Consider the following 24,435-nt stretch of genomic DNA (forward strand, 5'->3'; position numbering starts at 1 on the left):
GATTATTGACGAGACATGAACATGTCCAGACCAATGGGAGTTGGATTCCGCTTCGCCGCGGGAGCGTCCCCCGAGGCCCTCAGGCACCCTCCCCGCCACTGCGTCCGGTGTAGAAGGCCACCGTCAAGTCCTTGACCAGCGACTTCCGTTCGTAGTCGTCCAGCTCCACGAGCCCCCGCGCGGTCAGCCGGTTGACAGTGTCGTCCACCGCGTCAACCACCGAAGTCAGCACACTGTCACGGTGCTTGGCGTCGATGGCGGCGATCCGGCGACGCTGCATGGCCGCAGCGATCTCCGGCGCGTACTCGATTCCGGTCGGCTGCGCCGAGTACACCTCGATGCCGACGGGCTCGCAGTCCGCCTTCAGCATCCGGGTCAGCGCATCACCGACCGCCTCCGCGTTGCGCAGGGTGTGCGCGTCCTCGTGGAAGGCGTCGGCGGGCAGCTGCGAGAGGACCCGGGCCATTGCCGCCTCGACCTGCTCGCGCAGATACGCCTCGTGGTCCGCGACCCCGAGCGCCGCCCGTGCGGTGTCCTTGATCCGCCAGACGACGAGGACAACGACGCGCAGCGCCGTACCGTTGGCGTCCACGGCGGGGAGCGGTTCGCTGCGCCAGTGCCGCAGGCGTACGTCGACCCGGCGACGCAGCAGCAGCGGACTGATCCACATCAGCCCGGTCCGCCGCACACTCCCCCGGTACTCGCCGAACAGCGTCAGCACCCAGGCGTACCCGACCCGTCCGCGGCTCAGACCGCCGAGCGCGAAGAGCACCGCTGTCACCAGCGCGGCGAGCGCCGCCCAGGCGCCGAGACCGATCCCGTCGTAGGGACGCGCGCCGATCCCGAACCGGGCGAGCGCGGCGGCGGGCAGCGCGCCGACCCACCAGAGGACAGCGCCACCGGCGGCGATCCCGGCCGGCCCGGCGAGCAGCGCCACCCAGGCGGGCAGCGCGGGCCCCGAACGTTCCGCAAGCCATGGATCACCGACCGGTGCCGGCCGCGTCGAAGGCTGCACCTGCGGCCCCTTCGGCACGGGCGGCCGCCGCACCCCCGCCGCCGGCTGGTCAGCGCCGGTCCCCCGCCGCACCACACCGGCGGGGAGCGCGGCCGCGTCGGTGTCCTCGGGGTCCTCACGGAAGAGCAGGTGTACGGGGATGGTGGCGGTCTGCTCATTGGCGATGACCGAGTGATGACGCCTGGCCCCCCACGGGGCGTCACCGGCCTGCCCGGCCCCGTCGCCCCCGGCGACGGGGAGGGAGTCGAAGACGGCGTCGGGGGCGACGGGGTGCGAGGGCGGGGGTGGGGACGGAGGCGGAGGCGGGGACGGGGGCCGGGCGTCGGAACCGGACCCGGTGCGGTGGCCGGCCAGGGCCGAGACGGGCGCGACGACGTCCGGCACCGGGTCCTGGACAGGTGCGGTGCCTGGCGCCGCTACCGGAACAGGCACGACGTCCGGCACCGGGTCCGGGACGGTTGCGGTGCCCGGCGCCTCTGCCGGAACAGACACGACGTCCGGCACCGGGTCCGGGACAGGTGCGGTGCCCGGCACCGCTACCGGAACAGACACGACGTCCGGCACCGGGTCCGGGACAGGTGCGGTGCCCGGCACCGCTACCGGAACAGACACGACGTCCGGCACCGGGTCCGGGACAGGTGCGGTGCCCGGCACCGCTACCGGAACAGACACGACGTCCGGCACCAGGTCCTGGACAGGTGCGGTGCCTGGCGCCGCTACCGGAACAGGCACGACGTCCGGCACCGGGTCCGGGACGGTTGCGGTGCCCGGCACCGCTGCCGGGACCGATACCGAGGCCGAGGTCGCGCCGAGGGTCGCGGAGTCCATGCCCTCACCCGGGACCAGATCGAGCACAAGGTCGACCACCGACTCCGGACCGGCACCCGGCTCCACGCCCGAGGCGAACCCCGGACCCGCCCCAGGGCCCACACCGTTCCCCGAACCCGAACCCGAATCCGAGCCCTGGCCCACGCCGTTCGCCGAACCCGAAACCGACCCCGAGCTCGAAGCCGAACCCGGGCCCACGCCGTTCGCCGAACCCGGGCCCGAAACCGAACCCGGGCCCCCCGCCCCGTCGTGCGCCTTCACCCGGTCCGGACCCCACGCCCGCACCGGCATCTGCGCCTGCTCCCGTGACCGCTCCCGTTCCCGCTCCTGCTCCTGCTCCTGCTCCTGCTCCCGTGACCGCTCCCGTTCCCGCTCCCCTTCCCGTTCCCTCCCGTTCTCCGGGGTTCCGGAGCTGTCCGACACCGTGGATCCCATTCCCGCCTCCGTCATGTCCGTTTTGTCACGCGAAGAGTCGCCGCCAGGTCTCCGGACCGGGGTAGCCGTCGGCCGCTCCGTCCCGCCAGCCCTGGGCCCGCTGGAAAGCCTCGACATTGCGCCGGTCCGCCTCGGTCCACCGGGGCCCCGGTCCCGACAGGTAGTGCTTGCCGTATCCCTTCTTCACCAACTGCTTGCCGAGCTTGTCGATATGGCTGTTTGACCGACCGGGCCGGAAATAGCCCCGCCCGGGGAACTTCGAAGCCGAGTTCGAACCACCCTGGCCGCTTCCGGCGGCGGGGATGCCGCGGCCCGTCCCATTGACCAGGAGATGCCAGGTGTCGGGGCCGGGGATGCCGTCCGCCTCCTTGCCCTTCCAGCCCTGGGCCTTCTGGAACGCCCGGGTCGCGCGCCGGTCGGCGTCGCCCCAGCCCGGCCCGGGGCCGACCTTGTAGAAGCGCTTGCCGCCCCGGTCCACGAGCATCTTCCCGAGCTGGGTGACGTACTTGTTGCTGGTGCCGGGGCCGAACTTCCCGGCGCCGGGGAACGCCGTCGTCGACAGACCGCCCCCGCTGCCACTGCTTCCGCTGCTGCCGCTGCTGCCGCTGCCGAGACCCTTGTAGCGGTACGCGACGTAGTTGCCGGAGTTGGTCCAGTACGCCATGGGCGTCGTCTGCTTGCGGGTGTGCGGCTTCGTCTGCTCGTACGCCGTGTAGTGGGTGTGCGTGTAGTCGGTCCAGCCGCCGAAGATCGTGACGTGCGAGCCCTTCGAGGGGTTGGCCGGATTGTGGAAGAGCAGGATGTCGCCGGGCTGCAGCTTCTCCCGCGTGATCCGCTGCCCGTACTTGGCGAGGCTGCCGGTCCACTCGTTGCCGGTCAGGTTCCAGGCCATCGACACATAGCCGGAGCAGTCCTGCCGGTAACCGTCGGGCCAGTACTTGCTCATGCTGTACGGAACCTGCGCGGACACCCACTTCTTCGCGCGGTTGATGATCGCGGCCCGGCTGGTCTTGCGCAGCGTGGTCCCGGTGGACGAGGGCGGCCCCGAGGCCCCCGTGCCCTGCAGCGGCCCCGGCCCGCCCTGCGGACTGTCCGGATCCGGGTCGGCCGGGGTGAGCGGGTCGCCATCGTCTGCCGGAGTCTCCGGGTCCGCCGGGTCCTCCGGGTCCGCCAAATCCAGCGGGTCCACCGGGTCCGCCGGGTCCGCCGACACCGTCGTCTTGTCCGTACGAGCGGCTCCGGTCGCCTCCGTCGCCCGGTCGCCCGGCGTGCTCGCCGCCTCGGCCGCGCCGGCGCCCAGCACCACTCCGGCCGCGGTGACCAGCACCAGCGCGCGGCGCGCGCCATGTGCGGCCGGATGACCTCCGTACCGCATGGGCAAGGCACTGGCGGCGGTGCGCCGTTGTGCGGCGCACCCCGCACAGGTGCAGTCGCTGGCGGGTACGTACTCCTCGAAAGCCGGCACAGTCATGCGATTCCCCTCCGCACTCGTCAAGATCTTTGGGCGCATCTGCACGGGGGCCAGTGTCTCAACTCTCCTGACATATCGCATTTTGACGGACAGAAGAGAAAAAACGACCATCCGACAGGCCGTGATGGGGCGGGAAATGGTCAGGAGCACATCTCACCTTCGGGTAGAGTTCTCCAGGTCAGCAGGCGCCGCTAGCTCAGTTGGTTAGAGCAGCTGACTCTTAATCAGCGGGTCCGGGGTTCGAGTCCCTGGCGGCGCACGCAGAGTCAAGGCCCCCTCACTACACGTGAGGGGGCCTTGTTCGTTCATGAACCAGACCCCCTCGAATACGCCTCCGCGCACCCTCTCGGCAAGGGTTCCGCAAATCGTACGTATGACTGGTAACCCACCCGTTTCACCCTTGCGATCGGGACCGGGGTCGGACAACCTGTCTAGAGGTCATCAGTTCCAACCAGGCTGATGGGCCGTGCAGTTGGGGGATGCAGAGGAGGAAGTTCCGGTTGTCCGCTACGTGGGGTGGGGGCCCCGCTCAGGGACAGATGTCGGGGAGGCATCAGACAGCCGGAAGGGCGCCGTTCCGTGTCTGAGCGGAAGGCGGCCCGCCATTGATGTCGTCCGCGACGACCGACGGGGAATCGCCGTGGCCGAGACGACCGACCAGTCACGCACTGACCATGCGTGCAGGGGGATGGCCCATGACGTCGACGCCGACAGGCGCCCGGCAGCAGAACAACGACCCTTCCCGGACCGCTCAGCTCCGGATACCGGCGCAGCCGAGAACCGGGGAACAACGACGGCGCCCGAAGAATGCGTTGCCCCGTTACGACTACGAGCACTACAGCCGGCTCGCCGGGCCACTGACCCGGCCCGATCCGGGCCGACCGTACCGGGTGCAGTACCGCTCGCTGCTCTCGCAGGAACCGCACAGAATCCGCGCGGCGCTCCTGCTGGGCGCCGCGCCCCTCGTCTCGCTCGGCCTGTTCGCCTGGCTCATGCAGCCGGATCACTGGACGCGGCGCGACCCGGACCTCAAGAACGACACGCTGCTGGTCCTCGACATCGTCATGCTGGTCTCGATCGGCCTGATCGAGCTCTTCCGCACACTGAACGTCCTGTCGAACGCGCACGCGACGCTGGTCGCACGCGACCCGGTCCCGGTCGTGCCGGAGACCGGCACCCGGGTCGCCTTCCTCACCTCCTTCGTCCCGGGCAAGGAGCCTCTGGCCATGGTGACGAGGACCCTCGAAGCCGCGGTCCGCATCCGGCACCGCGGGATGGTGCACGTCTGGCTGCTCGACGAGGGCGACGACCCGGCGGTGAAGGAGGTCTGCGCCCGGCTCGGGGTGCACCACTTCACCCGCAAGGGCGTCGCGCACTGGAACCGGGCCGAGGGCACGCACCGCGCGAGGACCAAGCACGGCAACTACAACGCCTGGCTGGACGCGCACGGCGGCGAGTACGACTTCTTCGCCTCCGTCGACACCGATCACGTACCGCTGCCCAACTATCTGGAGCGGATGCTCGGCTACTTCCGCGACCCGGACGTCGGCTTCGTCATCGGCCCGCAGGTCTACGGCAACTACGACACCTTCGTCACGAAGGCCGCCGAGTCCCAGCAGTTCCTCTTCCACGCGCTGATCCAGCGCGCGGGCAACCGCTACGGCGCCCCGATGTTCGTCGGCACCAGCAACGCGGTGCGGATCTCGGCCCTCAAGCAGATCGGCGGTCTGTACGACTCGATCACCGAGGACATGGCGACCGGCTTCGAGATGCACCGCGCCCGCAATCCGCGGACCGGCCGCAAGTGGCGCTCGGTCTACACCCCGGACGTGCTGGCCGTCGGCGAGGGCCCGACCGCGTGGACGGACTTCTTCACCCAGCAGCTGCGCTGGTCGCGGGGGACGTACGAGACGATCATCAAGCAGTACTGGAGAGGAATCGGGACGCTCCCCCTCGGCAAACTCTTCAACTACACCATGATGATCATCTTCTACCCGATGTCCGCCCTGAACTGGATCCTCGCGGCGCTGAGTTGTGCGCTGTTCCTGGGGATGGGCGCCTCGGGTGTGCAGATCGACCCGACCGTCTGGATGATGCTGTACGGCAATGCCTCGGCGCTCCAGATCGGCCTGTACATCTGGAACCGGCGGCACAATGTCTCGCCGCACGAGCCCGAGGGCTCCGGTGGTCTGGCCGGCATGATGATGTCCGCGTTCTCCGCCCCGATCTACGCACGCTCACTGCTGGATGCCGTGCTGCGCCGCAAGAGCTCGTTCGTGGTGACGCCCAAGGGCGACTCGTCCAGTCCGGACACCCTCTTCGGCACCTTCCGGACCCACCTCTTCTTCATCCTGGTCTTCGGCGGCTCCATAGCCGCCTCCTTCGTACTCGGACACAGCCATCCGGCGATGCTCACCTGGGCCGCCATGGCGTTGTTGATCACCGCGGCGCCGATCTTCGGCTGGCGGTACACCGTCCGCACGGAAAGGGGACGTGAGCGATGAAGTACCGTCCGAGCCTCCGTACCCGCCGCATGGCGATCACTACGGCGGCGGTTCTGGCACTCTCGGGAGCGAACGGGCCGTGGGTGTACCGCTTCAGCACCGAGCACTACCACGAGTACAAGATCAACAAGCCGGACTACAAGGCCGCGAACGGCCACTGGGACTTCCTGGACATCCCTTCCGAGTACCGGATCAATACGATCCACGCGGCGCTGCTGCACACCGGCAAGGTGCTGCTCGTCGCGGGCTCCGGCAACAACCGGAAGAACTTCGACGCGAAGAGCTTCCGTTCGGTGCTGTGGAACCCGAAGACCGATGAATTCAAGAACGTACCCACACCCAAGGACATGTTCTGCTCGGGTCACACCCAGCTGCCCGACGGCAAGCTGCTCATAGCCGGCGGCACCAGGCGTTACGAGAAACTCAAGGGCGATGTCACCAAGGCCGGCGGCCTGATGATCGTCCACAACGAAGACCCGGACAAGCCGATCACTCTGCCCGCCGGCACCCGGTTCACGGGCGGTGCGAACGGTAGGACGTTCGTCTCCAAGGACCCGGTGCTGATCGAGAGGGCCACCAAGGTCTTCGACCGGAGGACCGGCGCGTTCCTGCGCAACGACGCCGGCCTCGGCCGGATCTATGTCGAGGCACAGAAATCCGGTACGAAGTACGAGACGGGCACCGAGGACAACTACCGGATCGCGGGCCTGACCGGCTCCGATGCCCGGAACGTGTACGGAATCGCGCAGAAGCTCGCCCTCGACAAGAAGGACTTCCAGGGCATCCGGGAAGCCTTCGAGTTCGACCCGGTGGCGGAGAAGTACCTCACCGTCGACCCGATGAACGAGGCTCGCTGGTACCCGACACTGACCACCCTCCAGGACGGCAGGGTCCTCGCCCTCTCCGGGTTGGACGAGATCGGGCAGATCGTTCCCGGCAAGGACGAGATCTACGACCCGAAGACCAGGAAGTGGCAGTACACCGGCATCATCCGGAAGTTCCCCACGTACCCCTCGGTCTTCCTGCTGAACGACGGGAAGCTCTTCTACTCCGGTTCGAACGCCGGATACGGCCCCGCCGATGTCGGCCGCGAGCCCGGCATCTGGGACCTGGCGACGAACAGTTTCAGGAAGATCCCCGGTCTGAGCGACGCCGACGAGATGGAGACCTCGGCGACGGTACGGCTGCCCCCGGCCCAGGACGAGAAGTTCATGGTCATCGGCGGTGGCGGGGTCGGCGAGTCCGACAGGTCGAGTGCGAAGTCACGCCTGATCGACCTGAAGGATCCCGCCCCGAGGTTCCGGGACGGCGCCTCGCTGGAGGAAGGCACCCGTTATCCGAGCGCCTCCCTGCTCCCCGACGACTCGCTGCTGGTCACCGGTGGCTCGGGCGACTACCGCGGGCGTGGCGGGTCGAATGTGCTGCAGGCCCGGCTGTACGACCCGGGGACGGACACGTACAAGCGGGTCGCCGACCCGGCGGTGGGCCGCAACTACCACTCGGGGTCCGTACTCCTTCCCGACGGCCGTGTCATGATCTTCGGCTCGGACTCGCTCTACGCGGACCGGGCGAACACCCGGCCGGGCGTCTTCGAGCAGCGCATCGAGATCTACACCCCGCCGTATCTGTACCGCGATTCGCGTCCTGAGCTGACGGCCGGTCCGAAGAGCATCCGGCGCGGCAGTACGGGCAGGTTCACGACGGCGCACGGGTCGAGGATCACTTCGGCGAAGCTGATGCGGCCGAGTGCGGTCACCCATGTCACGGACACCGACCAGCGGTCGGTGGCGCTGGGCCTGAAGAGGACGCCGGGCGGGATCACGGTGACGGTGCCGGGGAACCGGGCGTTGGTGCCGTCGGGGTGGTACATGCTGTTCGTGACGGACGGCGGGGGGATGCCGTCCGAGGGGATGTGGGTCGAGGTTCCGTAGGTACGGGTTTCGGGGCGGGGCGTCCGGTGATTCGGGGCGCCCCACACCCTGTGCGTGAGGCTCCCCGCACCGTGCTCGCCCTATTTCGGCGCCACCTATTTCGTCGCCCGGGCCAGCCCCAGCGCGTACTCGGGCCACCAATCGCCCGCCTTCGGGCCGCCCTTGCAGTCGCCGTCGGACTCGCCGGGCCGCTTGACCCAGAGATACGCGTCGACCAGTTCGTCCCCCGTGTCGGTCGTCGGCGTCTCGCCGAGCGCGCGGCCGGGCGGGTTGCACCAGTTCTCCTCGGGCGCGCCCCCGCTGTACGGGCCGTTGCCGTTGCGGCTGGTGTCGATGACGAACGGCTTGTCGCCGATCTTCGCCGAGAGCCGCTTACCGAAGTCCGTACTGGCCGCCGTGGTCTGGAAGTTGGAGACATTGACGGCGAATCCGTCGGCCGCCCCGATGCCCGCCCGCCGGAGCGGCTGGAAGAGCGCGTCGGGGGTGCGCCAGCCGGCGTTGCCGGCGTCCATGTAGACGCGCGTGTCCGGCTGCTGCTCAAGCCGCTCGACGGCCCCCTTCAGCAGGTCGTACCGCTCTTCGTGGAACTCCTGCGGCGTGCACCCGTCGACCATGTGCAGCAGCGCGTCCGGCTCCAGGATCACCGTGGCGCGCCGGTCACCGATGCCCTTGGCGACGTTCTCCAGCCAGGCCCGGTACGCATGGCCGTCGGCGGCGCCGCCCTTGGAGAACTGCCCGCAGTCGCGGTGCGGGATGTTGTAGAGGACCAGCAGCGCTTCCCGGCCGGCCTTCCCGGCCGCCTCCGTGAAGCCCTTCACCTCGGCCTCCGGATTGTCCGGGCCGATCCACTCCCCGACGGGCTGCCGCGCGATCTTCTCGATCAGGCCGGCATTCTCGCCGTCGCCGCCCTCGGTGTACGCGGCGACCTGCCTGGCCGCCTTCCCGTCCGGGTTGACCCAGTACGGGTCGCTGCCCCGGGGCCGCTGAGCGATGACACCGGAGTCCTTTCCCGCGCCGCCGGAGCCGGACGAGGAGGAGCACCCCGCGAGCAGCAGAACGGCCCCCACCGCGGCCACCGCACTCGCCCGCCTCATGCCCGACCGGCCGTTGTAACTGCCGTACATCCACTCCCCCTCGGGTGCGACGGCGGTGCACTGCCGCGTCCCCTTCATCCTGGCACAGGGCTTCTGTCCACTCCCCCGGAAGCCGAGAGTGACCGATTACCGACGGTGCGTCAGAAAAGCGCTGGGCCAGGGCGGTTCGCCGCCCTAGAGTGTCGGGCACGGTCCGCCCCCTGGCCTCCCGTGTCGGCGCCGGCTACTCCCGCAGCCGGCCACCGCGGTCGAGGACCGGCCCGGCCGGCGCCCCGGGGGAAACGGGCTGCCGGCCGGGCCGGATACCGGCGTCATCAGACGCTGTCGCTCCCCCCGGACTTCTCGCCGGTCAGGTAGGCGGAGACGACCACATTCGCGTCGTACGACTGCGAGGCCCGGTCGTAGGTGCCGCCGCAGGTGATCAGGCGGAGTTCCGCGCGGCCGTTCTTGCGGGGGCCGTAGGCCTTGTCGGCGTTGAAGCGTTCCCGGGTGAAGACCTGGACGTCGTCGATGGTGAATTCGGCGACCGTGCCGTCCGCGCGGGTCACCTCGACCTTGGCGCCGGGGCGGGCCGCGCTGAGCCCGTAGAAGACGGCCTGTCTGGTCTCGGTGTCGACGTGGCCGACGAAGAGGGCGGGGCCCTTCGCGCCGGGCTCGGTGCCGTCGCCGTACCAGCCGACGGTCTGGGGAGTGTCGAACGGCGGTGGTTCGATCGCCCCGTCCTTGTCCAGGCCACGGGCGACCACGGGCGCCTTGATGCCGATCGACGGGATCTCGACCCGCTTCGGCGCGGCGCCCTCGATCGGGTCGTGCGGCGGGGGAAGCGGGACGCCGAGCGGGCGCCCCACCGCGGCGATGTCGCCGGTGGTCGGGGCGGAGCTGGCGCCGGAGCCGTCGGTGATGTCGCGGCCCCAGAGCCACAGGCCCGTCAGCAGGACGGCCCAGGCCACTCCGGTGAGCAGCCTGCCGCGGCCCTCGGGGCGGTCGGGGTCGGACATGTCAGTCCTCGGCCGGGCGGCGACGGCGCACGCTGCGGAACGCAACGGCGACGACCGCGACGGCGGCCAGGGCCAGACCGATCACCGCTTGCACGGTGCCGGGGCCGTCCTGATGGGCTTCCTGGTCGGTGAGGACGGCGGTGCCGCCGCCTCCCGCGCGGACCGGGGCGAGGGGCGTGGGCTGGTCACGGTCGATGACGGTGACCGTGCCGGACGTCTTGGTGCCTTTGTCGTCCGCGCAGACGATCTGGATGTCGTAGTCGCCCGGGGAGGCGTCCGAGCTGATCCGGGCCTGCGCGAAGAGGCCCCCGTCCGCGGCGGGCGAGAAGCGCGCCTCGGAGACGAAGACATCGGAGTTGCCCTTGGCTTCTTTGCCCCCGCAGGCGTCCAGTCGCAGGGCCACCTCGCCGCCCGGGGCGGCGGAGGGCGGGGTCACCGAGAGGGTGGCGTGTGAGCCTGAGCCCGTCTGGCCGGACCCGGGGTCCGAGTCGGAGTCGGCCAGTGCGGCGGAAGCCGGCACCAGGGTCGCCGCGACGACCGCGGCGGCACAGAACGTGAGGGGTATCGAACGCATCGTGAACCTCCTTATGGAAGGTTCACGCCTGCACCGGCTTTTCGCATCCGCAGGAGCACGGGGGCGGACCGGCAAGGACCGCCCGGTGCCCTCCCCCGCCCCCGTCGGGCCGGTGCCCCGCCGGGCTCAGCCCGCGTCGATGAGGTCGACCAGATCGGCGATGGAATCGACGACCGTGGACGGCCGGAAGGGGTACTTGTCGATGTCGGCGACCGTGGTGAGCCCGGTGAGGACCAGGAACGTCTGCATCCCCGCCTCCAGGCCGGCCAGCACATCGGTGTCCATCCGGTCGCCGATCATGGCGCTGGACTCGGAGTGGGCGCCGATCGCGTTGAGCCCGGTGCGCATCATCAGCGGGTTGGGTTTGCCCGCGAAGTACGGGGCCTTGCCGGTGGCCTTGGTGATGAGGGCGGCGACGGACCCGGTGGCGGGCAGCGGGCCCTCGGCGGACGGCCCGGTCTCGTCCGGGTTGGTGCAGATGAAGCGGGCGCCGCCGTTTATCAGCCGGATCGCCTTGGTGAGCGCCTCGAAGCTGTACGTACGGGTCTCGCCGAGGACCACGTAGTCCGGTTCGTGGTCGGTGAGGACGTAGCCGATGTCGTGCAGGGCGGTGGTGAGCCCGGCCTCGCCGATGACGTACGCCGTGCCGCCGGGCCGCTGGTCGTCCAGGAACTGCGCGGTGGCCAGGGCGGAGGTCCAGATGTTCTCCACGGGCACGTCGAGACCCATGCGCTGCAGGCGGGCGTGGAGGTCACGGGCGGTGTAGATCGAGTTGTTCGTGAGGACCAGGAAGGGCAGCCCCGAGTCACGCAACCGCTTGATGAAGGCATCCGCCCCGGGGATCGGCGTCCCCTCATGGATCAGGACTCCGTCCATGTCGGTGAGCCAGGATGAGATCGGCTTGCGCTCTGCCATGTGGGACTCCTGCCGTACGCCGTGTGCGGGGACGCCGGCGGCACCGCGTTGTGCAGCGCCGACATCCCCGATTTTAGGCCGTCCGTTCAGCCGGCCGGTACAGCCGGAACGCCCGGTACCGAATCACCCGGTGGCGGATCACCGGTACCTGATCACCCGCGGCCGCCCCCGAGACGGACCAGACCCGTTACCTTCACGCGATGATCCGCCGAAATCCCGCTTCCTCAAGGTGAATCGCCGGCCGGCGGTCAGCTGCCGGTGGCCGACTTCCAGGCTTCGACGTACGTGTCCAGGTTGGTGCCGATGTCCGACCAGTCGGGCTCGAAGACCTCCACGCCGTCGATCAGCTTGGCGAGCTCGATGGCGTTGGCGTCGGTGGCCTCGACGTCCTTGCGGGCGGAGAAGCCGCCGCCGACCGCGCTGACGTCCTTCTGGGCCTGCTCGGAGAGCATGAAGTCGAGCAGCTTCTTGCCGTTGGCGCTGTGCGGGGCCTTGTCGACCAGGCCCGCCGCGTACGGCAGAGCGAAGGTGGTGGGCTTGCCGCCCGCCTTCGCGGGGAACCAGATGCCGAGGTTCGGCATGTCCTTGGACTGTGCGTAGTTCATCTGGACGTCGCCGTTGGCGGCGAGCAGTTCACCCTTGTCGACCTTGGGGGCGAGCTTGCCGGTGGAGGCGGACGGGCCGACGTTGTTGGCCTGGAGCTTCTTCAGGTACTCCATCGCCGGCTCCTTGCCGCCGAAGTCGTGCATGGCCTTGATGAGTACGGCCGTGCCGTCACCGGCGACTCCGGGGGTGGAGTACTGGATCTTGTTCTTGAACTTTCCGTCGAGCAGCTCCTCCCAGGTGGTGGGCGCCGCCTTCAGCTCCTTCTTGTTGTGGATGAAGCCGAAGTAGTTGTTGACGACGGAGGTCCACTTGGAGTCGGATGCCTTGTCGGCGCCGTCGACCTGGTCGGAGCCGGCCGGCGCGTATGCCGTCAGGAGACCCTTGCTGTCGGCCTGCTGGATGAACGGCGGCAGGGTGACCAGCACATCGGCCTGGGTGTTGGACTTCTCGCGGACGGCACGCTGCACCATCTCGCCGGAGCCGCCCTCCACGTACTTGACCTTGATGCCGGTCTTCTTCTCGAAGTCCTTGAACACCTTGTCGTACCAGCCGTCGCCGTTCTCGCCCTTGAGGCCGTCGGCGCTGTAGACGGTGACGACCTTCTCGTCGGAGGCGGCCGAGGAGCCGCCGCAGGCGGAGAGAGTGGCGGCGAGGGCGAGGCAGCCGGTGACGGCGGCTATGGGCTTGAGGTGGTTCTTGCGCATGGCAGTCGTATCTCCTGGATGTCGGCCGGAAGCCGGCCGGAGTCAGTACGGGGTGTCGGCAGATCGACGGATCGATGGATCAGCGGTACGAGGCCCTGGTGCGGATACGGGAGACGCCGAGCAGCACGAGCAGCGTCGTCCCCATCAGGACCACGGCGACGGCCGCTCCGGTGAACAGCGAGCCACGGTCGGTGGCCGCGAAGATCTGCACCGGGAGCGGTGTCCAGTCCGGCGGGTAGAGCATCATCGTGGCGCTCAACTCGCCCATGGACAGCGCGAAGCAGAGCCCTGCGGCCGCCGTGAGGGCCGGCAGCAGGAGCGGCAGCTTGATGCGCCACAGGACGTAACCGGGCCGGGCGCCGAGACTGGCCGCCGCCTGTTCGTACATCGGGTCGAGACGCACTATTGCGGCCGAAACCGACGAATAGGCAAACGCGGTGACAAGAATCGTGTGCGCCAGGATCACGATCCAGCGCGTCCCGTTGAGCAGCATCGGCGGTTTGCTGAACGCGACGAGCACGGCGAGGCCGACGACGACGGACGGCACGGCGACCGGCAGCATGAACAGCGCGTCCAGGAACCTCCTGCCGCGCCTGCGCAGCGAGGCGGCGGCGAGCGCGGCCCAGGAGCCGATGGTGAGGGCGAGCAGACTGGCGCTGACGGCGGTGATCAGGCTGGTGGTCAGGGCCTGGAGGGAGTCGCCGCCGGTCGCGGCCGCGTAGTGCTCGGTGGTCGGCCCCGAGGGGAACGCGCCGGACCAGTTGGTGGTGAACGACGCGGCGAGGACGACCAGCAGCGGCACCGCGAACAGCGGGACGAAGAGCACGAAGAACACGGCCCGGGCGGCCCACTTCCCCGTACGGCTATGCACCAACACGACGGCTCACCATCCGATACAGGCTGTAGAGACCCACGGAGATCGCGATGTTGACGACGGCGACGACACAGGCGGCCGGGTAGTCGGACTCCAGGATCGCCTTGCTGTAGACGAGCATCGGCAGGGTCGTGACCCCTTTCGCCCCGGTGAACAGCACGATGCCGAACTCGTTGAGACACATCACGAGGACGAGGCTGCCGCCCGCGGCGAGCGCGGGAAGCGCCTCGGGCAGGATCACCTGCCGCACGATCCGGGCCGGCTTCGCGCCCAGCGAGGACGCCACCTCCAGCTGCGCGGTGTCGAGCTGCGAGAACGCGGCGAGCAGCGGGCGCATCACGAACGGGGTGAAGTACGTGACCTCGGCGAGCAGCACGCCCCACGGGGTGGTGAGGAAGTCGAAGGGCCCGCTCGACGCCCCGGTGACGTCCGTCCAGAGGCCGTTGGCCATGCCGGCATTGCCGTAGATGAACAGCAGGGCGAGCGTGATCAGGAACGACGGGAAGGAGAGGAAGACGTCGATGAACTTGGCGACCGCCCTGCCTCCGGGGAACGGCACGAACGCGATGACCATGGCCAGGACAAAACCCAGCACCAGACATCCGGCCGTCGAACCGACCGCGAGCCAGACGGTGGTCGTCAGCGCGGAACGGAACGACTCGGAGGCGAACACGTCACCGTACGGGGCGAGCGAGGTGCCGCCCTCGTCCGGGCTGACGGACTGCTGAACGACGAGGGCCAGCGGGTAGAGGAAGACGAGCGCGAGAACGGCGACGGGCGGCAGCGCCCAGACGAAGCGGGGGATGCGGCGGGCGCCCGCCTGTTGCTGGTCCGGGCCCTCGATCGGCTTGCGCGGGCCGGCAATCGGGCCTGTCCGGCGCTTGAGGACGGAGCGGCTGCCGGACGGTCCCGGACGAACGTCCGCGGTCGCTGCGCTAGGCATGCGCCCCTCCCCCGGTTCCCGCTGCCGTGCCCGCAGGCAGCAGCACCGCGTCCTCCGCAGCAAAGTGCAACGTCACCGTGTCACCGAGCGCCGGTGTCTCACGCAGCTCGCGAAGATCCGCCTTGACCCGGTGTCCGTCGACGTCGACGTACAGCCGGTGTGTGGAGCCCCGCCACTGGACCTCGGCGATGGTGCCGCTCAGTGCGTTGGGCCCGTCGCCGAGACCGACCAGGTGGGGCCGGACGCACAGGGTGGCGGTGGCACCGCCGGCCACTTCGCCGGTCGGTACGTCGAGCGCGCGCCCCGCGAAGTCGACGGTGTCCGCGCCGTCGGCGACGGTGACCGGCAGCAGGTTCGCGTTGCCGACGAACGACGCGGTGAACTCCGTACGCGGACGGCGGTACAGCTCCTGCGGGGTGCCGCAGTCCTGCAGCCGCGCCTTGTCCATGACCGCGATCCGGTCGGCGAGGGTGAGCGCCTCGACCTGGTCGTGGGTGACGTACAGGATGGAGACGTCCGGCAACTCCCGGTGCAGACGCGCCAGTTCGGCGAGCATTCCGGAGCGCAGCTGGGCGTCGAGCGCGGAGAGCGGTTCGTCGAGCAGGAGGACGCCGGGGCGGATGGCGAGCGCGCGGGCGATGGCGACGCGCTGCTGCTGGCCGCCGGAGAGTTCGCGCGGGTAGCGCTCGGCGTAGGCGGCCATGCCGACGAGTTCGAGGGCCTCGGCGACCCGCGCGGGGATCTCGGCCTTCGCGACCTTGCGGGCCTTGAGCCCGAAGGCGACGTTGTCCTGGACCCGCATGTGCGGGAAGAGGGCGTACTGCTGGACGACCATGCCGATGCCGCGCTTGTGCGGCGGCAGTCCGGTGACATCGCGGTCGCCGAGGTACACCCGGCCCGAGGCGGGCTGGACGAATCCGGCGACGGCGCGCAGGGCGGTGGTCTTGCCGGACCCGGAGGGCCCGAGCAGCGCCATGACCTCGCCGGGTTCGACGGTCAGATCGAGCCGGTCGAGGACGGTGTTCCCGCCGTACGTGACGCTGACCCGATCGAAGCGGATCCCGCCGGTCATGCTTCCGCCCGGGCGATGAGGTCCGGCAGCTCGGCGACCGAGTCGAGCACCTGCGTGGCCCCGTGGCGGGTCAGTTGGTCCTTGTCGTGGGCGCCGGTGAGCACGCCCGCGACGAGCCCGGCCCCGGAGCGTACGCCGCTGAGCATGTCGTACGAGGTGTCGCCCGCGACGACGATCTGCTGGACGCCGTCGACGGCGCCGGTGCGCAGGAACGCGGCGAGGACCATGTCGGGGTAGGGGCGGCCGCGACCGCCCGCGTCGGCCGGGCAGAGGGTCAGGGCGACCAGGTCCTGCCAGCCGAGCGCGGCCAGGATGGCGTCCTGGGTGGTGCGGGCGAAGCCGGTGGACAGGACCACGGTCCGTCCTTCGCCCTTGAGTCGCTCGATGGCCTCGCGGGCGCCGGGGATCGGCGCGATACGGCCGCCGTCGACCAGTTCCCCGTACGCCTCTTCGAAGGCGGTGTTGGCCTGCTGGGCCTTGGCCTCGTCACCGAAGAGGTGGCGGAAGACGGAGATCTTGGACTCGCCCATGGTGGCGCGTACGTAGTCGAGCTTCTCGGCGTGGTCGGTGGAGCCGGGCTGCACGCCGAGGCGCTCGGCCGCGGCGGAGAACGCCTGCTCGACGAGGCCGCCGTCGGCGACGGTGGTGCCGGCCATGTCGAGGACGATCAGATTCAGCTTGGCGTTGTGGGTCAACTTCTTCACCAGCCCAGTTCGTTGGCGGTCGTTTCGGCGATGGCGGGCGAGCAGGTCATGCCGCGGCCGCCCGGTCCGGTGACCAGCCAGACGCCGTCTCGCACCTGCTGGCGGTGGACGACCCGGCTGGTGTCGGTGCACTGGGCGTAGACCCCGGCCCAGCGGTGGCGGATCCTCGGCAGTGGGCGGCCGAGGAAGGATTCGACGACTCCGGTGAGGTGCTCGTACGGCTCCTCGACGGTGTCGAAGGAGAAGGGGTGCTCGTACTCGTGGGTGTCGCCGATGGTCAGTCCGCCGTCGCGGCGCTGCACCATCAGGAGCTGCATCCTGTGCTCGGCGGCGGTGGGCGCCTGCGCCTGCTCGGCGTTGAGGGCGTCCAGCGCCTCGCTCCGGTACGCCGGGTAGTAGCGGAAGCTGTCGGCGTCGGCGACGGAGGTGGTGAGCGGCTCGCCGAGCGGGTCGGTCTGCATCATCTGGAGGCGGACGCGGCGCACCGGCAGATCGGGGCCGGCCAGTTCGCGGACGAGTCCGCCGAGCCAGGCACCGGTGGCCAGGATCACGGCGTCACCGGTGTGCACATCGCCGTGGTCGTCACGGACGGAAGCGGTACCCACCACCTCGCGGACCTCACGCCCACCGAGGTACGTATACCGCCCGGACTTCAACAGCTCCTGCTTCAGCACAAGTTGGGCGGTGCGCGGCTCGACCGCCGCATCCCGCTCGCACCACAGGGCGGCGGTGAAGTCACCGCGCAGCGCGGGGTTGATCGCGCGGGCCTCGTCGGCGGTGAGCAGCTTGTAGCCGCGGGCCGCCGCGTCCGGGCGGGCGACGGCCGCCTCCGCGACGGCTGTCTCCAGCTCGGTACGGAGCGGGGTGAGCGAGCCGCAGGGCCGGAACCCGAGGCCGGGGACCCGGGCCCCGATGCCCTCCCACAGCTCACGGGCGCGCAGCGCGGTCTCCAGCTCTTCGCCACCGGCCCGGCCGCTGACCCATATCTGTCCGAAATTGCGGAGCGATGCCCCGCGCGCCTCACTCTCGCGCTCGATCTGTACGACCTCGTGGCCGCGGTTCACTGCGTGCCAGGCGTGCATGGTTCCCACCACGCCGGCTCCTACGACGATGACTCTCACGACGGCTACGCTCCTCGGGGCCGGTGACCCGTACGGATCGATACGGCAACGGGAGGGTGAACTGGACCCCAAGCTTGGACTAGACCCGTTATCTTCTCGTTATGCATTCCGGTGGGGAACCCCGTACGCGCGCCGTCGGGTCTACGTCAGGGCACCGCACGGCTCCCTGGAGCCGAAGGCCGCTCAGCGCCCGCCCTGCGCGCCCAGGTGTGCGGTGAAGGAGAACCTGTCCCCACGGAAGAGGGTCCGTACGCGCTCCAGCGGCTGCCCGCCCGTATCGCGCGAGATCCGGTGGATCAGCAGCATGGGCAGTGCGGGCGGCGTACCGATGAGCAGCGCCTCGCGCGGCGTCGCGAGCACGGTCTCGATCCGCTCGTCCGCATCGCCGAAAGGGATCCCGAGCCGGTCGCGCAAGTAGGCGTAGAAGGACGAGTCGGGGTCGAACTCCGTGTCCAGGTCCGGTACGCGGGCGACGGAGACGTACGTGCTCTCCAGGCCGACCCGGTCGTCGTCGGCGAGCAGCACCCGCTCCAGGTGCCAGACCGGTTCGCCGCGCCCGACCCCGATGTCGGCGGCCAGCGCCTCGGGGCAGGGGAACCGCTCCAGACCGATGAGGTGACGGCCGGGTGTACGGCCCTGGCGGCGTACGCCCTCCGTATAGCTCGCCAGCGAGAGCGGCTGCTCCAGCTTGGGGCCCGCGACGACGGTGCCGCGCCCCTGGCGGGCGAGCCGTCCCTCCAGCAGGAGCTCGCGCAGCGCCTGGCGCACCGTCTCGCGCGAGACTTCGTAGCGCTCGGCGAGATCGCGTTCGGTGGGCAGCATGCCGCCCTCGCCCAACTCCTCTATGAGGAGCGAGACATGAGCCTTGACGGCGTAGTACTTGGGGATACGGCCGTGCTCCGGGATGCCGGAACGGATCGGTGCGCCAGGTGTCTGGTCGTGCGGGTAGTCCACGGCCCGATGGTGGCAGACGGACATGAACGCTGGTGAACGGGCGGTTCAGTGGCGGCGGCGCAGGCGGCGGGACCAGACCACTATGGCCCCGCCACCGATCAGGAACCCGGCAACGGTGATGCCGGGGTGCGGAACGCGGGCCGAGCCGGTTGCGGCCAGCTCGGGGAGGCCGGGGAGTTCGCTCTCGGCAGGGGTCCGGCCGGGGGCGAGCGGCCGGTCCGGAGTGTCACCGGTGCCGGTGCCGGTGCCGGTATCGGCGGGGGAGGTGGCACTGGGGCGGGCGCCGTCGGGAAGGGCGTCGCGGGGAGTGTCGCCGACCTCTCCGACCTCTCCGACCTCTCCGGTCTCGTCGATCCTGCTGGTCTCGTCGGTCTCGTCGGTCCCGCCGGTCTCTTCACCGTCGTTGTCCTCGACGACGGTGAAGGGGTAGTCGTCGGACTCGCCGACCCAGGCCCCGTCGTCCTTCCCGGTCCCGCCGCTCGCCGCGTGCTCCCGCTGGACGATCGCGGCGTTGGCGGTGATCCGGCCCGGGCTGGTGTCCGAGGTGAACGCCATCCGGACCTCAACGGTGACGGTACGGCCCGCGGGGACGGTGAAGCCGTCGAAGGAGTCGGCGCCGTCGCCGCCGAAGACGCCGATGTGTTCGTCCTGGTCGGTGGTCTCCCAGATGACGCGGTGCTCCACATCGGGGCGGGTCTGGTCGGAGAACTCCAGCTGGATCTGGTCGGAGGCCAGCTTCCGGTCCTCGTCGGTGAGGACCAGCACCGGATGGATGGCCCGGCACGACTCGGTGGTGGTGTTGGTGAGGTCCAGGTACCAGGTTCCGTAGCCGCCGCCGGATGCGTAGGTTTCCGGGCCGCCGTGGATACGAGTGCTGATCGGGAAGTCGCTCGCCTCCGGATCACCGCAGGCGGGCTGCTGGTCTGCGGTGGTGGAGTCGGGCTTGGAGACCGGGGCGGCCGAAGATGCGGCGGAGGCGGGTGCGGCGGAGGCGCCTCCGAGGACGACGGGAACCACACTCGCCGCCGCCAGCCCGAGCGCGAGCCCGTGCCGCGTCCGCCCGGGGAGCGGGGGCGAGTGCGGGGGCGGCGAGGGAGGTGGCGCGGGAGTGGTGGATACGGGGATGGAGGCGGCGGAGGACAACAGAGGGACGGATACGGGGCCGGCCGTGGGAATGGATGCAGGGGTGGGCGCGGAAGGCCTGCCGGACGGGGGCGGTGTGGGGGGCATGTGGGGGGCACCCTTCGCTGCTCGCGAAACGGTCGGCTCGCCCCGTGCGCCGGAGTTCACCGGTTCTGGGCCGCGACGCTGCCACGCGCGCGCGAGGCGCCCGGCACCGACATGCCGGAGGGCCGCCCGGCCGGCGGCCGGGATCCGCTCGATCAGCCGAGTCGCGCGCCCCGCCGCCGCGCTATCGCCCGCGGCCGCCGGGCGGACGCGGGACCGAACCCGCGGCCCTCGGCCGCCGGGGCGGACGCGGGACCCAAGCCGAACCCGCCCCTCAACCGCCAGGCACGCACCGGACCCAAACCGAACCCGCCACCCTCAACCGCCAGGCACGCACGGGACCAGGACCGCATCCTCGTCCCGTGCCTCCGCTCACCCCCCGTCCGCGCCCCCGTCCGCGCCTCCGACCCGCCCGAACAGCGGGGCCAGGACCAGCTGCGCGGCCCCCTCCGCGACCGGCCGGTCCCCTCCCCCAGCGGCGGTGACCGGCACCGGCGCGTCGATGCCGCCCAGCCGGGCGCGCTCGTCGATCACGGCGCGGACACCTCGTACGTACGCATCGGGATCGGCGGCGACGGTACGGCCGCCCAGCATCACCCGGTCGATGTCGAGCAGCCCGACGAGGTTGGCGGCGCCGGTCCCCAGAACGCGTGCGGCCTCCGCGACATCGCCACGGGCGACGGCGGCGAGACAGAGCGCCTCGATGCAGCCGCGCCCCCCGCAGCTGCACACCGGCCCGTCCAGCTGGACGGTCTGGTGTCCGAACTCACCGGCCCCGGTACGGGCCCCGCGATGCAGCCCCCCGCCGAGGACCAGCCCGGCGCCGAGCCCGGTACCGAGGTGCAGGTACGCGAAGTCGCCCGCGCCCGCCGCGCGCAGGGCGAGGCCCAGGGCGGCGGCGTTGGTGTCCTTGTCGACGACGACGGGCAGCCCGGTCCGCGCGGCGAGCGCGTCCCGCAACGGATAGCCGTCCCACTGCGGAAACCCGGTGACGCGGTGCAGCACCCCGCCCCGGTGGTCGAGCGGCCCCGGCACCGCCACGCCGACCCCGAGCACCGGCAGGTCCACGGGCTGCGCGCCCCCGTCCCGTACCGCCGCACCCCTGCACGCCGCCGCGCCCCCGTCCCGTACCGCCGCGACCGCGTACGCCGCCACCGCGACCACCTCGTCCGCCGGGGCGCCGAAGTCCAGCGGGGCGGTGCGGCCGGCGGTGACCACGCCGGCCAGGTTGACGAGCACCACCGTCAGCTCGTCGCGGTCCAGGTGCATGCCGACCGCGTACCCGGCGTCCGGCACCAGCCGCAGCACCGTGCGCGGCTTGCCTCCGGTGGAGGCGCGGTGGCCCGCCTCGGTCGCCAGGCCCTCGGCCCGCAGCCGGGCGGTGATCTTGCTGACGGCCTGCGGGGTGAGCCCCGTGCGCTCGGCGAGTTCGAGCCTGCTGATGCCGCGCTCACCCGCCACCCGCAGCAGATCCAGCACCAGCGCCGCATTGTGGCTCCGCAGCGTCGGCAGGTTGGCGCCGCTATTACTCCTGTTCACAGCCCCATTGTCCCTGTCGCTTGCACTTTGGCAACAGCGTTGCTTAAGTGACAGACATGACTGGCAACGCGACTCACGAGACGCCCGGGCTGTCCGAGACCCCCCTGCGCGTCGGACTCGTCGGCTACGGCCTGGCGGGTTCCGTCTTCCACGCCCCGCTGATCGCCGCGACCGAGGGCCTCGCCCTCGACACGATCGTCACCTCGAACGAGGAGCGGCGGTCGCAGGCGCGCGCCGAGTTCCCCGGCGTACGGTTCGCCGCGTCGCCGGAAGAGCTGTGGGAGCGCGCGGACGAGCTCGATCTGATCGTGATCGCGTCGCCGAACAAGACCCATGTCCCGATCGCGACCGCCGCACTCAAGGCCGGTCTACCGGTCGTCGTGGACAAGCCGATCGCCGGTACGGCCGCCGAGGCGCGGGAGCTCGCGGCCCTCGCCGAGGAGCGCGGGCTGCTGCTCTCGGTCTTCCAGAACCGCCGCTGGGACAACGACTTCCTCACTCTCGCCCGCCTGATCGCGGACGGTGAGCTGGGGGATGTGCAGCGCTTCGAGTCCCGTTTCGAGCGGTGGCGCCCGCAGCCGAAGGGCGGCTGGCGCGAGTCGGGCGACCCGCAGGAGATCGGCGGGCTGCTGTACGACCTGGGCAGCCATGTCGTCGACCAGGCGCTCGTCCTGTTCGGACCGGCGGTACAGGTGTACGCGGAGTCCGATGTACGCCGCCCCGGCGCCGCCGCCGACGACGACACGTTCCTCGCGATCACCCATGCGAACGGGGTCCGCTCGCATCTGTACGTCAGTGCCACCACGGCCCAGCTCGGCCCGCGCTTCCGGGTGCTCGGCTCGACGGCCGGCTATGTGAAGTACGGCCTCGACCCGCAGGAGGCCGACCTGCGCGCGGGCGCGCGTCCGGCGGCGGGCGGGCCGTGGGGCGAGGAGCCCGAGGAGCTGTGGGGCCGGATCGGATCGGGCGAGTCCCCGCTGACGGGCGGCGGCACCCCGGTCCGTACGCTGCCGGGCGACTACCCCGCGTACTACGCGGCGGTCACCGACGCACTGCGCGGAAAGGGCGACAATCCAGTGACCGCCCTCCAGGCCGCCGCGGCCCTGGACGTACTGGAGGCCGCGCGCCGCTCGGCCCGCGAGGGCATCACCGTGTCCCTGCCCGCCGCGACCCCGTCCGCCTCCGCCGATACCGATACCGAGGAGCAGACCGTATGAACCCCACCGCTCCGACCATCTCCGAGCTCATCGCTCAGGAACGCCGACTGACGCTGCCGCATTTCAGCTACGACGACGCGTACGCGCTCGGCGGCCTGCTCGTCTCGATGGCCCGGGAAAGGCACGCCCCGATCGCGATCGACATCCGCCGCGGCGGACAGCAGATGTTCCACGCCGCGCTGCCGGGATCGAGCGCGGACAACGACGCCTGGATCGACCGCAAGCGCAAGGTCGTGGAACGGTACGGCGAGAGCTCGTACCTGGTCGGATCCCGGTTCCGGGCGAAGGGGACGACGTTCGACGACGCCTCGCGCCTGGACCCGGACACGTACGCCGCGCACGGCGGTTCGTTCCCGATCGCGGTCGAGGGCGCGGGCGTCATCGGCTCGGTGACGGTCTCGGGCCTGCCCCAGGCGGAGGACCACGCCCTGGTGGTCGAGGCACTGGAACATTTCGCGACGATGATCGGTGCGTGACGCGTCGGAGGGGTGGGGCTCCGCTGACGCGGCACCCCACCCCTCCGACGTTTGCATCAGGCGCTCATCGACCGCCCCAGGGCCACACCCTCAAGCCCAGGCCGGCTAGAACAGGCTCACGCCGGCCAATCAAGGCCGCATCGGCCAATCAAGCCCAGGGCCGGCCAAATCAAGCCCGTCCGGCGATTGAGGACATCTTTTCAGCCCGTCCGGCGCTTGAGGACGAAACGACCACCCGGACGCCCCGGGCAAACCGCCCCGCCCGAACCACCACCGCTACGCGTCCTTCAGCTCCTGCCGCTGCCGCCCCAGCCCCGCGATCTCCAGCTCCACGACATCCCCCGCCCTCAGATACGGCTTGGGCTCGGGCTGCCCCAGAGCGACCCCCGCCGGTGTCCCGGTGTTGATCACATCGCCCGGGTACAGCGTCATGAAGTGGCTGAGATACCGGACCACCTCGCCCACCGGGAAGATCTGGTCGGCCGTCGTGCCGTCCTGCTTCAGTTCGCCGTTGACCCAGAGCTTCAGCGGCAGCGCCTGCGGGTCGGCGATCTCGTCCGCCGTCACCAGCCACGGCCCCAGCGGGTTGAACGTCTCGCAGTTCTTGCCCTTGTCCCAGGTGCCGCCGCGCTCGATCTGGAACTCGCGCTCGGAGACGTCGTGCGCCGTCGCGTACCCGGCGACATGCGCGAGCCCCTCCTCTGCGGACTCCAGATAACGGGCGGTACGCCCGATGACGACCGCGAGCTCGACCTCCCAGTCGGTCTTGACGCTGCCGCGCGGCACCAGCACCGTGTCGTCGGGCCCGACGACGGTGTCCGGCGCCTTGAAGAACAGGATCGGCTCGGTGGGAATCTCCGCGCCGGTCTCGGCGGCGTGGTCGTGGTAGTTCAGCCCGATGCACACGATCTTGCCGATCCGGGCGAGCGGCGGCCCGACCCGGAGCCCCTCGGCGTCGAGTTCCGGCAGCTCGCCGGGCGCGGCCGCGGCGGCCCGTACCCGGGCGAGCGCGGACTCGTCGGCGAGCAGCGCACTGTCGATGTCGGTGACGATTCCCGACAGGTCACGCAGGGTTCCGCTCTCGTCCAGCAGTGCCGGTCGTTCCGCGCCTGCCGTACCCACACGAAGCAGCTTCAACGGTCTTTCTCCCCTTGGTCGAGATCGGGCCCGTCGGATGGGTGGCGGCCATCGCAGGCTTGTCCGATCGTCCAAGACATCCGATCACTCCGCAAG

19 protein-coding genes, 1 tRNA gene and 1 pseudogene are annotated in these 24,435 nt (G+C 70.6%); 5 read left to right on the forward strand and 16 right to left on the reverse strand.

Features of this window, described 5'->3' with window-relative positions:
* Nucleotides 1–79: 79 nt before the first annotated feature.
* Nucleotides 80–2,278, reverse strand: a complete 2,199-nt coding sequence (locus ACGFU7_RS07385) for an SPFH domain-containing protein (protein ID WP_393693236.1) — start codon at nucleotides 2,276–2,278, stop codon at nucleotides 80–82.
* 25 nt (nucleotides 2,279–2,303) lie between these two features.
* Entirely contained in the window at nucleotides 2,304–3,749 is a 1,446-nt protein-coding gene (locus ACGFU7_RS07390) for a peptidoglycan-binding protein (RefSeq protein ID WP_393693237.1), read from the reverse strand.
* Nucleotides 3,750–3,934: 185 nt separating this feature from the next.
* Here ACGFU7_RS07390 and ACGFU7_RS07395 point away from each other — a divergent pair.
* The 3 genes and pseudogenes from ACGFU7_RS07395 (at nucleotide 3,935) to ACGFU7_RS07405 (ending at nucleotide 8,184) form a co-directional block, all read left to right on the forward strand.
* Nucleotides 3,935–4,008: transfer RNA gene (locus ACGFU7_RS07395), tRNA-Lys, on the forward strand.
* 436 nt (nucleotides 4,009–4,444) lie between these two features.
* A pseudogene (locus ACGFU7_RS07400) lies at nucleotides 4,445–6,250 on the forward strand (glycosyltransferase family 2 protein); the annotation flags it as partial.
* Nucleotides 6,250–8,184 (forward strand): galactose oxidase-like domain-containing protein, encoded by a 1,935-nt coding sequence (locus ACGFU7_RS07405; RefSeq protein ID WP_393693239.1) that lies wholly within the window; start codon nucleotides 6,250–6,252, stop codon nucleotides 8,182–8,184. The pseudogene ACGFU7_RS07400 and the gene ACGFU7_RS07405, both read left to right, overlap by 1 nt.
* 95 nt (nucleotides 8,185–8,279) lie before the next feature.
* Here ACGFU7_RS07405 and ACGFU7_RS07410 read toward each other — a convergent pair whose 3' ends face one another.
* The 13 genes from ACGFU7_RS07410 to ACGFU7_RS07470 all read right to left on the reverse strand — a co-directional run bounded on the left by ACGFU7_RS07410 (nucleotide 8,280) and on the right by ACGFU7_RS07470 (nucleotide 21,509).
* Nucleotides 8,280–9,308 carry a glycoside hydrolase family 6 protein gene (locus ACGFU7_RS07410; RefSeq protein WP_393693562.1) on the reverse strand — a complete coding sequence of 343 codons (1,029 nt, stop codon included), beginning with the start codon at nucleotides 9,306–9,308 and terminating at the stop codon, nucleotides 8,280–8,282.
* 284 nt (nucleotides 9,309–9,592) lie between these two features.
* Nucleotides 9,593–10,276 (reverse strand): class F sortase, encoded by a 684-nt coding sequence (locus ACGFU7_RS07415; protein ID WP_393693241.1) that lies wholly within the window; start codon nucleotides 10,274–10,276, stop codon nucleotides 9,593–9,595.
* Between the two features lies 1 nt (nucleotide 10,277).
* Complete coding sequence (locus tag ACGFU7_RS07420) at nucleotides 10,278–10,850, reverse strand: hypothetical protein (protein WP_393693243.1); 573 nt, start codon at nucleotides 10,848–10,850, stop codon at nucleotides 10,278–10,280.
* 126 nt (nucleotides 10,851–10,976) lie between these two features.
* Nucleotides 10,977–11,765 carry an HAD-IIA family hydrolase gene (locus ACGFU7_RS07425; RefSeq protein ID WP_393693244.1) on the reverse strand — a complete coding sequence of 263 codons (789 nt, stop codon included), beginning with the start codon at nucleotides 11,763–11,765 and terminating at the stop codon, nucleotides 10,977–10,979.
* 248 nt (nucleotides 11,766–12,013) lie between these two features.
* Entirely contained in the window at nucleotides 12,014–13,075 is a 1,062-nt protein-coding gene (locus tag ACGFU7_RS07430; protein WP_393693246.1) for a 2-aminoethylphosphonate ABC transporter substrate-binding protein, read from the reverse strand.
* Nucleotides 13,076–13,154: 79 nt separating this feature from the next.
* Nucleotides 13,155–13,952 (reverse strand): ABC transporter permease, encoded by a 798-nt coding sequence (locus ACGFU7_RS07435; RefSeq protein WP_393693248.1) that lies wholly within the window; start codon nucleotides 13,950–13,952, stop codon nucleotides 13,155–13,157.
* Complete coding sequence (locus tag ACGFU7_RS07440) at nucleotides 13,939–14,892, reverse strand: 2-aminoethylphosphonate ABC transporter permease subunit (protein WP_393693250.1); 954 nt, start codon at nucleotides 14,890–14,892, stop codon at nucleotides 13,939–13,941. Before ACGFU7_RS07440 ends, ACGFU7_RS07435 begins: the two co-directional genes overlap by 14 nt.
* The gene (locus tag ACGFU7_RS07445; RefSeq protein WP_393693252.1) at nucleotides 14,885–15,964 is read right to left on the reverse strand and encodes an ABC transporter ATP-binding protein; all 1,080 of its coding nucleotides are present in this window, start codon (nucleotides 15,962–15,964) and stop codon (nucleotides 14,885–14,887) included. Before ACGFU7_RS07445 ends, ACGFU7_RS07440 begins: the two co-directional genes overlap by 8 nt.
* A complete protein-coding gene (locus ACGFU7_RS07450) occupies nucleotides 15,961–16,668 on the reverse strand; it encodes a phosphonatase-like hydrolase (protein ID WP_393693254.1) in 708 nt (235 codons plus the stop codon). The genes ACGFU7_RS07445 and ACGFU7_RS07450 overlap by 4 nt, the downstream gene beginning before the upstream one ends.
* Nucleotides 16,665–17,789: a TIGR03364 family FAD-dependent oxidoreductase gene (locus ACGFU7_RS07455; RefSeq protein WP_393693256.1), complete on the reverse strand. Its 1,125-nt coding sequence runs from the start codon at nucleotides 17,787–17,789 to the stop codon at nucleotides 16,665–16,667. Before ACGFU7_RS07455 ends, ACGFU7_RS07450 begins: the two co-directional genes overlap by 4 nt.
* 183 nt (nucleotides 17,790–17,972) lie before the next feature.
* Nucleotides 17,973–18,743 (reverse strand): GntR family transcriptional regulator, encoded by a 771-nt coding sequence (locus tag ACGFU7_RS07460; RefSeq protein WP_393693257.1) that lies wholly within the window; start codon nucleotides 18,741–18,743, stop codon nucleotides 17,973–17,975.
* Between the two features lie 45 nt (nucleotides 18,744–18,788).
* A complete protein-coding gene (locus tag ACGFU7_RS07465; protein WP_393693259.1) occupies nucleotides 18,789–19,886 on the reverse strand; it encodes a hypothetical protein in 1,098 nt (365 codons plus the stop codon).
* Between the two features lie 456 nt (nucleotides 19,887–20,342).
* Complete coding sequence (locus ACGFU7_RS07470) at nucleotides 20,343–21,509, reverse strand: ROK family protein (protein WP_393693261.1); 1,167 nt, start codon at nucleotides 21,507–21,509, stop codon at nucleotides 20,343–20,345.
* A 56-nt stretch (nucleotides 21,510–21,565) separates the two neighbouring features.
* Here ACGFU7_RS07470 and ACGFU7_RS07475 point away from each other — a divergent pair, with 56 nt between their 5' ends.
* Nucleotides 21,566–22,726 (forward strand): Gfo/Idh/MocA family oxidoreductase, encoded by a 1,161-nt coding sequence (locus ACGFU7_RS07475; protein ID WP_393693564.1) that lies wholly within the window; start codon nucleotides 21,566–21,568, stop codon nucleotides 22,724–22,726.
* Nucleotides 22,723–23,202, forward strand: a complete 480-nt coding sequence (locus ACGFU7_RS07480; RefSeq protein WP_393693263.1) for a heme-degrading domain-containing protein — start codon at nucleotides 22,723–22,725, stop codon at nucleotides 23,200–23,202. Before ACGFU7_RS07475 ends, ACGFU7_RS07480 begins: the two co-directional genes overlap by 4 nt.
* Nucleotides 23,203–23,478: 276 nt before the next feature.
* On the opposite strand, the gene ACGFU7_RS07485 is transcribed toward ACGFU7_RS07480, so the two are convergent.
* Nucleotides 23,479–24,339 carry a fumarylacetoacetate hydrolase family protein gene (locus ACGFU7_RS07485; protein WP_393693265.1) on the reverse strand — a complete coding sequence of 287 codons (861 nt, stop codon included), beginning with the start codon at nucleotides 24,337–24,339 and terminating at the stop codon, nucleotides 23,479–23,481.
* Between the last annotated feature and the right edge of the window lie 96 nt (nucleotides 24,340–24,435).

The organism is Streptomyces sp. NPDC048473 (assembly GCF_043200155.1).
Classification (GTDB): Bacteria; Actinomycetota; Actinomycetes; order Streptomycetales; family Streptomycetaceae; genus Streptomyces.

Excerpts from the sequence above, each read along its gene's own strand:
- ACGFU7_RS07385 (WP_393693236.1), bottom strand. The coding sequence starts at position 2,278 with ATGGGATCCACGGTGTCGGACAGCTCCGGAACCCCGGAGAACGGGAGG.
- ACGFU7_RS07390 (WP_393693237.1), bottom strand. The coding sequence starts at position 3,749 with ATGACTGTGCCGGCTTTCGAGGAGTACGTACCCGCCAGCGACTGCACC.
- ACGFU7_RS07405 (WP_393693239.1), top strand. The coding sequence starts at position 6,250 with ATGAAGTACCGTCCGAGCCTCCGTACCCGCCGCATGGCGATCACTACG.
- ACGFU7_RS07410 (WP_393693562.1), bottom strand. The coding sequence starts at position 9,308 with ATGTACGGCAGTTACAACGGCCGGTCGGGCATGAGGCGGGCGAGTGCG.
- ACGFU7_RS07415 (WP_393693241.1), bottom strand. The coding sequence starts at position 10,276 with ATGTCCGACCCCGACCGCCCCGAGGGCCGCGGCAGGCTGCTCACCGGA.
- ACGFU7_RS07420 (WP_393693243.1), bottom strand. The coding sequence starts at position 10,850 with ATGCGTTCGATACCCCTCACGTTCTGTGCCGCCGCGGTCGTCGCGGCG.
- ACGFU7_RS07425 (WP_393693244.1), bottom strand. The coding sequence starts at position 11,765 with ATGGCAGAGCGCAAGCCGATCTCATCCTGGCTCACCGACATGGACGGA.
- ACGFU7_RS07430 (WP_393693246.1), bottom strand. The coding sequence starts at position 13,075 with ATGCGCAAGAACCACCTCAAGCCCATAGCCGCCGTCACCGGCTGCCTC.
- ACGFU7_RS07440 (WP_393693250.1), bottom strand. The coding sequence starts at position 14,892 with ATGCCTAGCGCAGCGACCGCGGACGTTCGTCCGGGACCGTCCGGCAGC.
- ACGFU7_RS07445 (WP_393693252.1), bottom strand. The coding sequence starts at position 15,964 with ATGACCGGCGGGATCCGCTTCGATCGGGTCAGCGTCACGTACGGCGGG.
- ACGFU7_RS07475 (WP_393693564.1), top strand. The coding sequence starts at position 21,566 with ATGACTGGCAACGCGACTCACGAGACGCCCGGGCTGTCCGAGACCCCC.
- ACGFU7_RS07480 (WP_393693263.1), top strand. The coding sequence starts at position 22,723 with ATGAACCCCACCGCTCCGACCATCTCCGAGCTCATCGCTCAGGAACGC.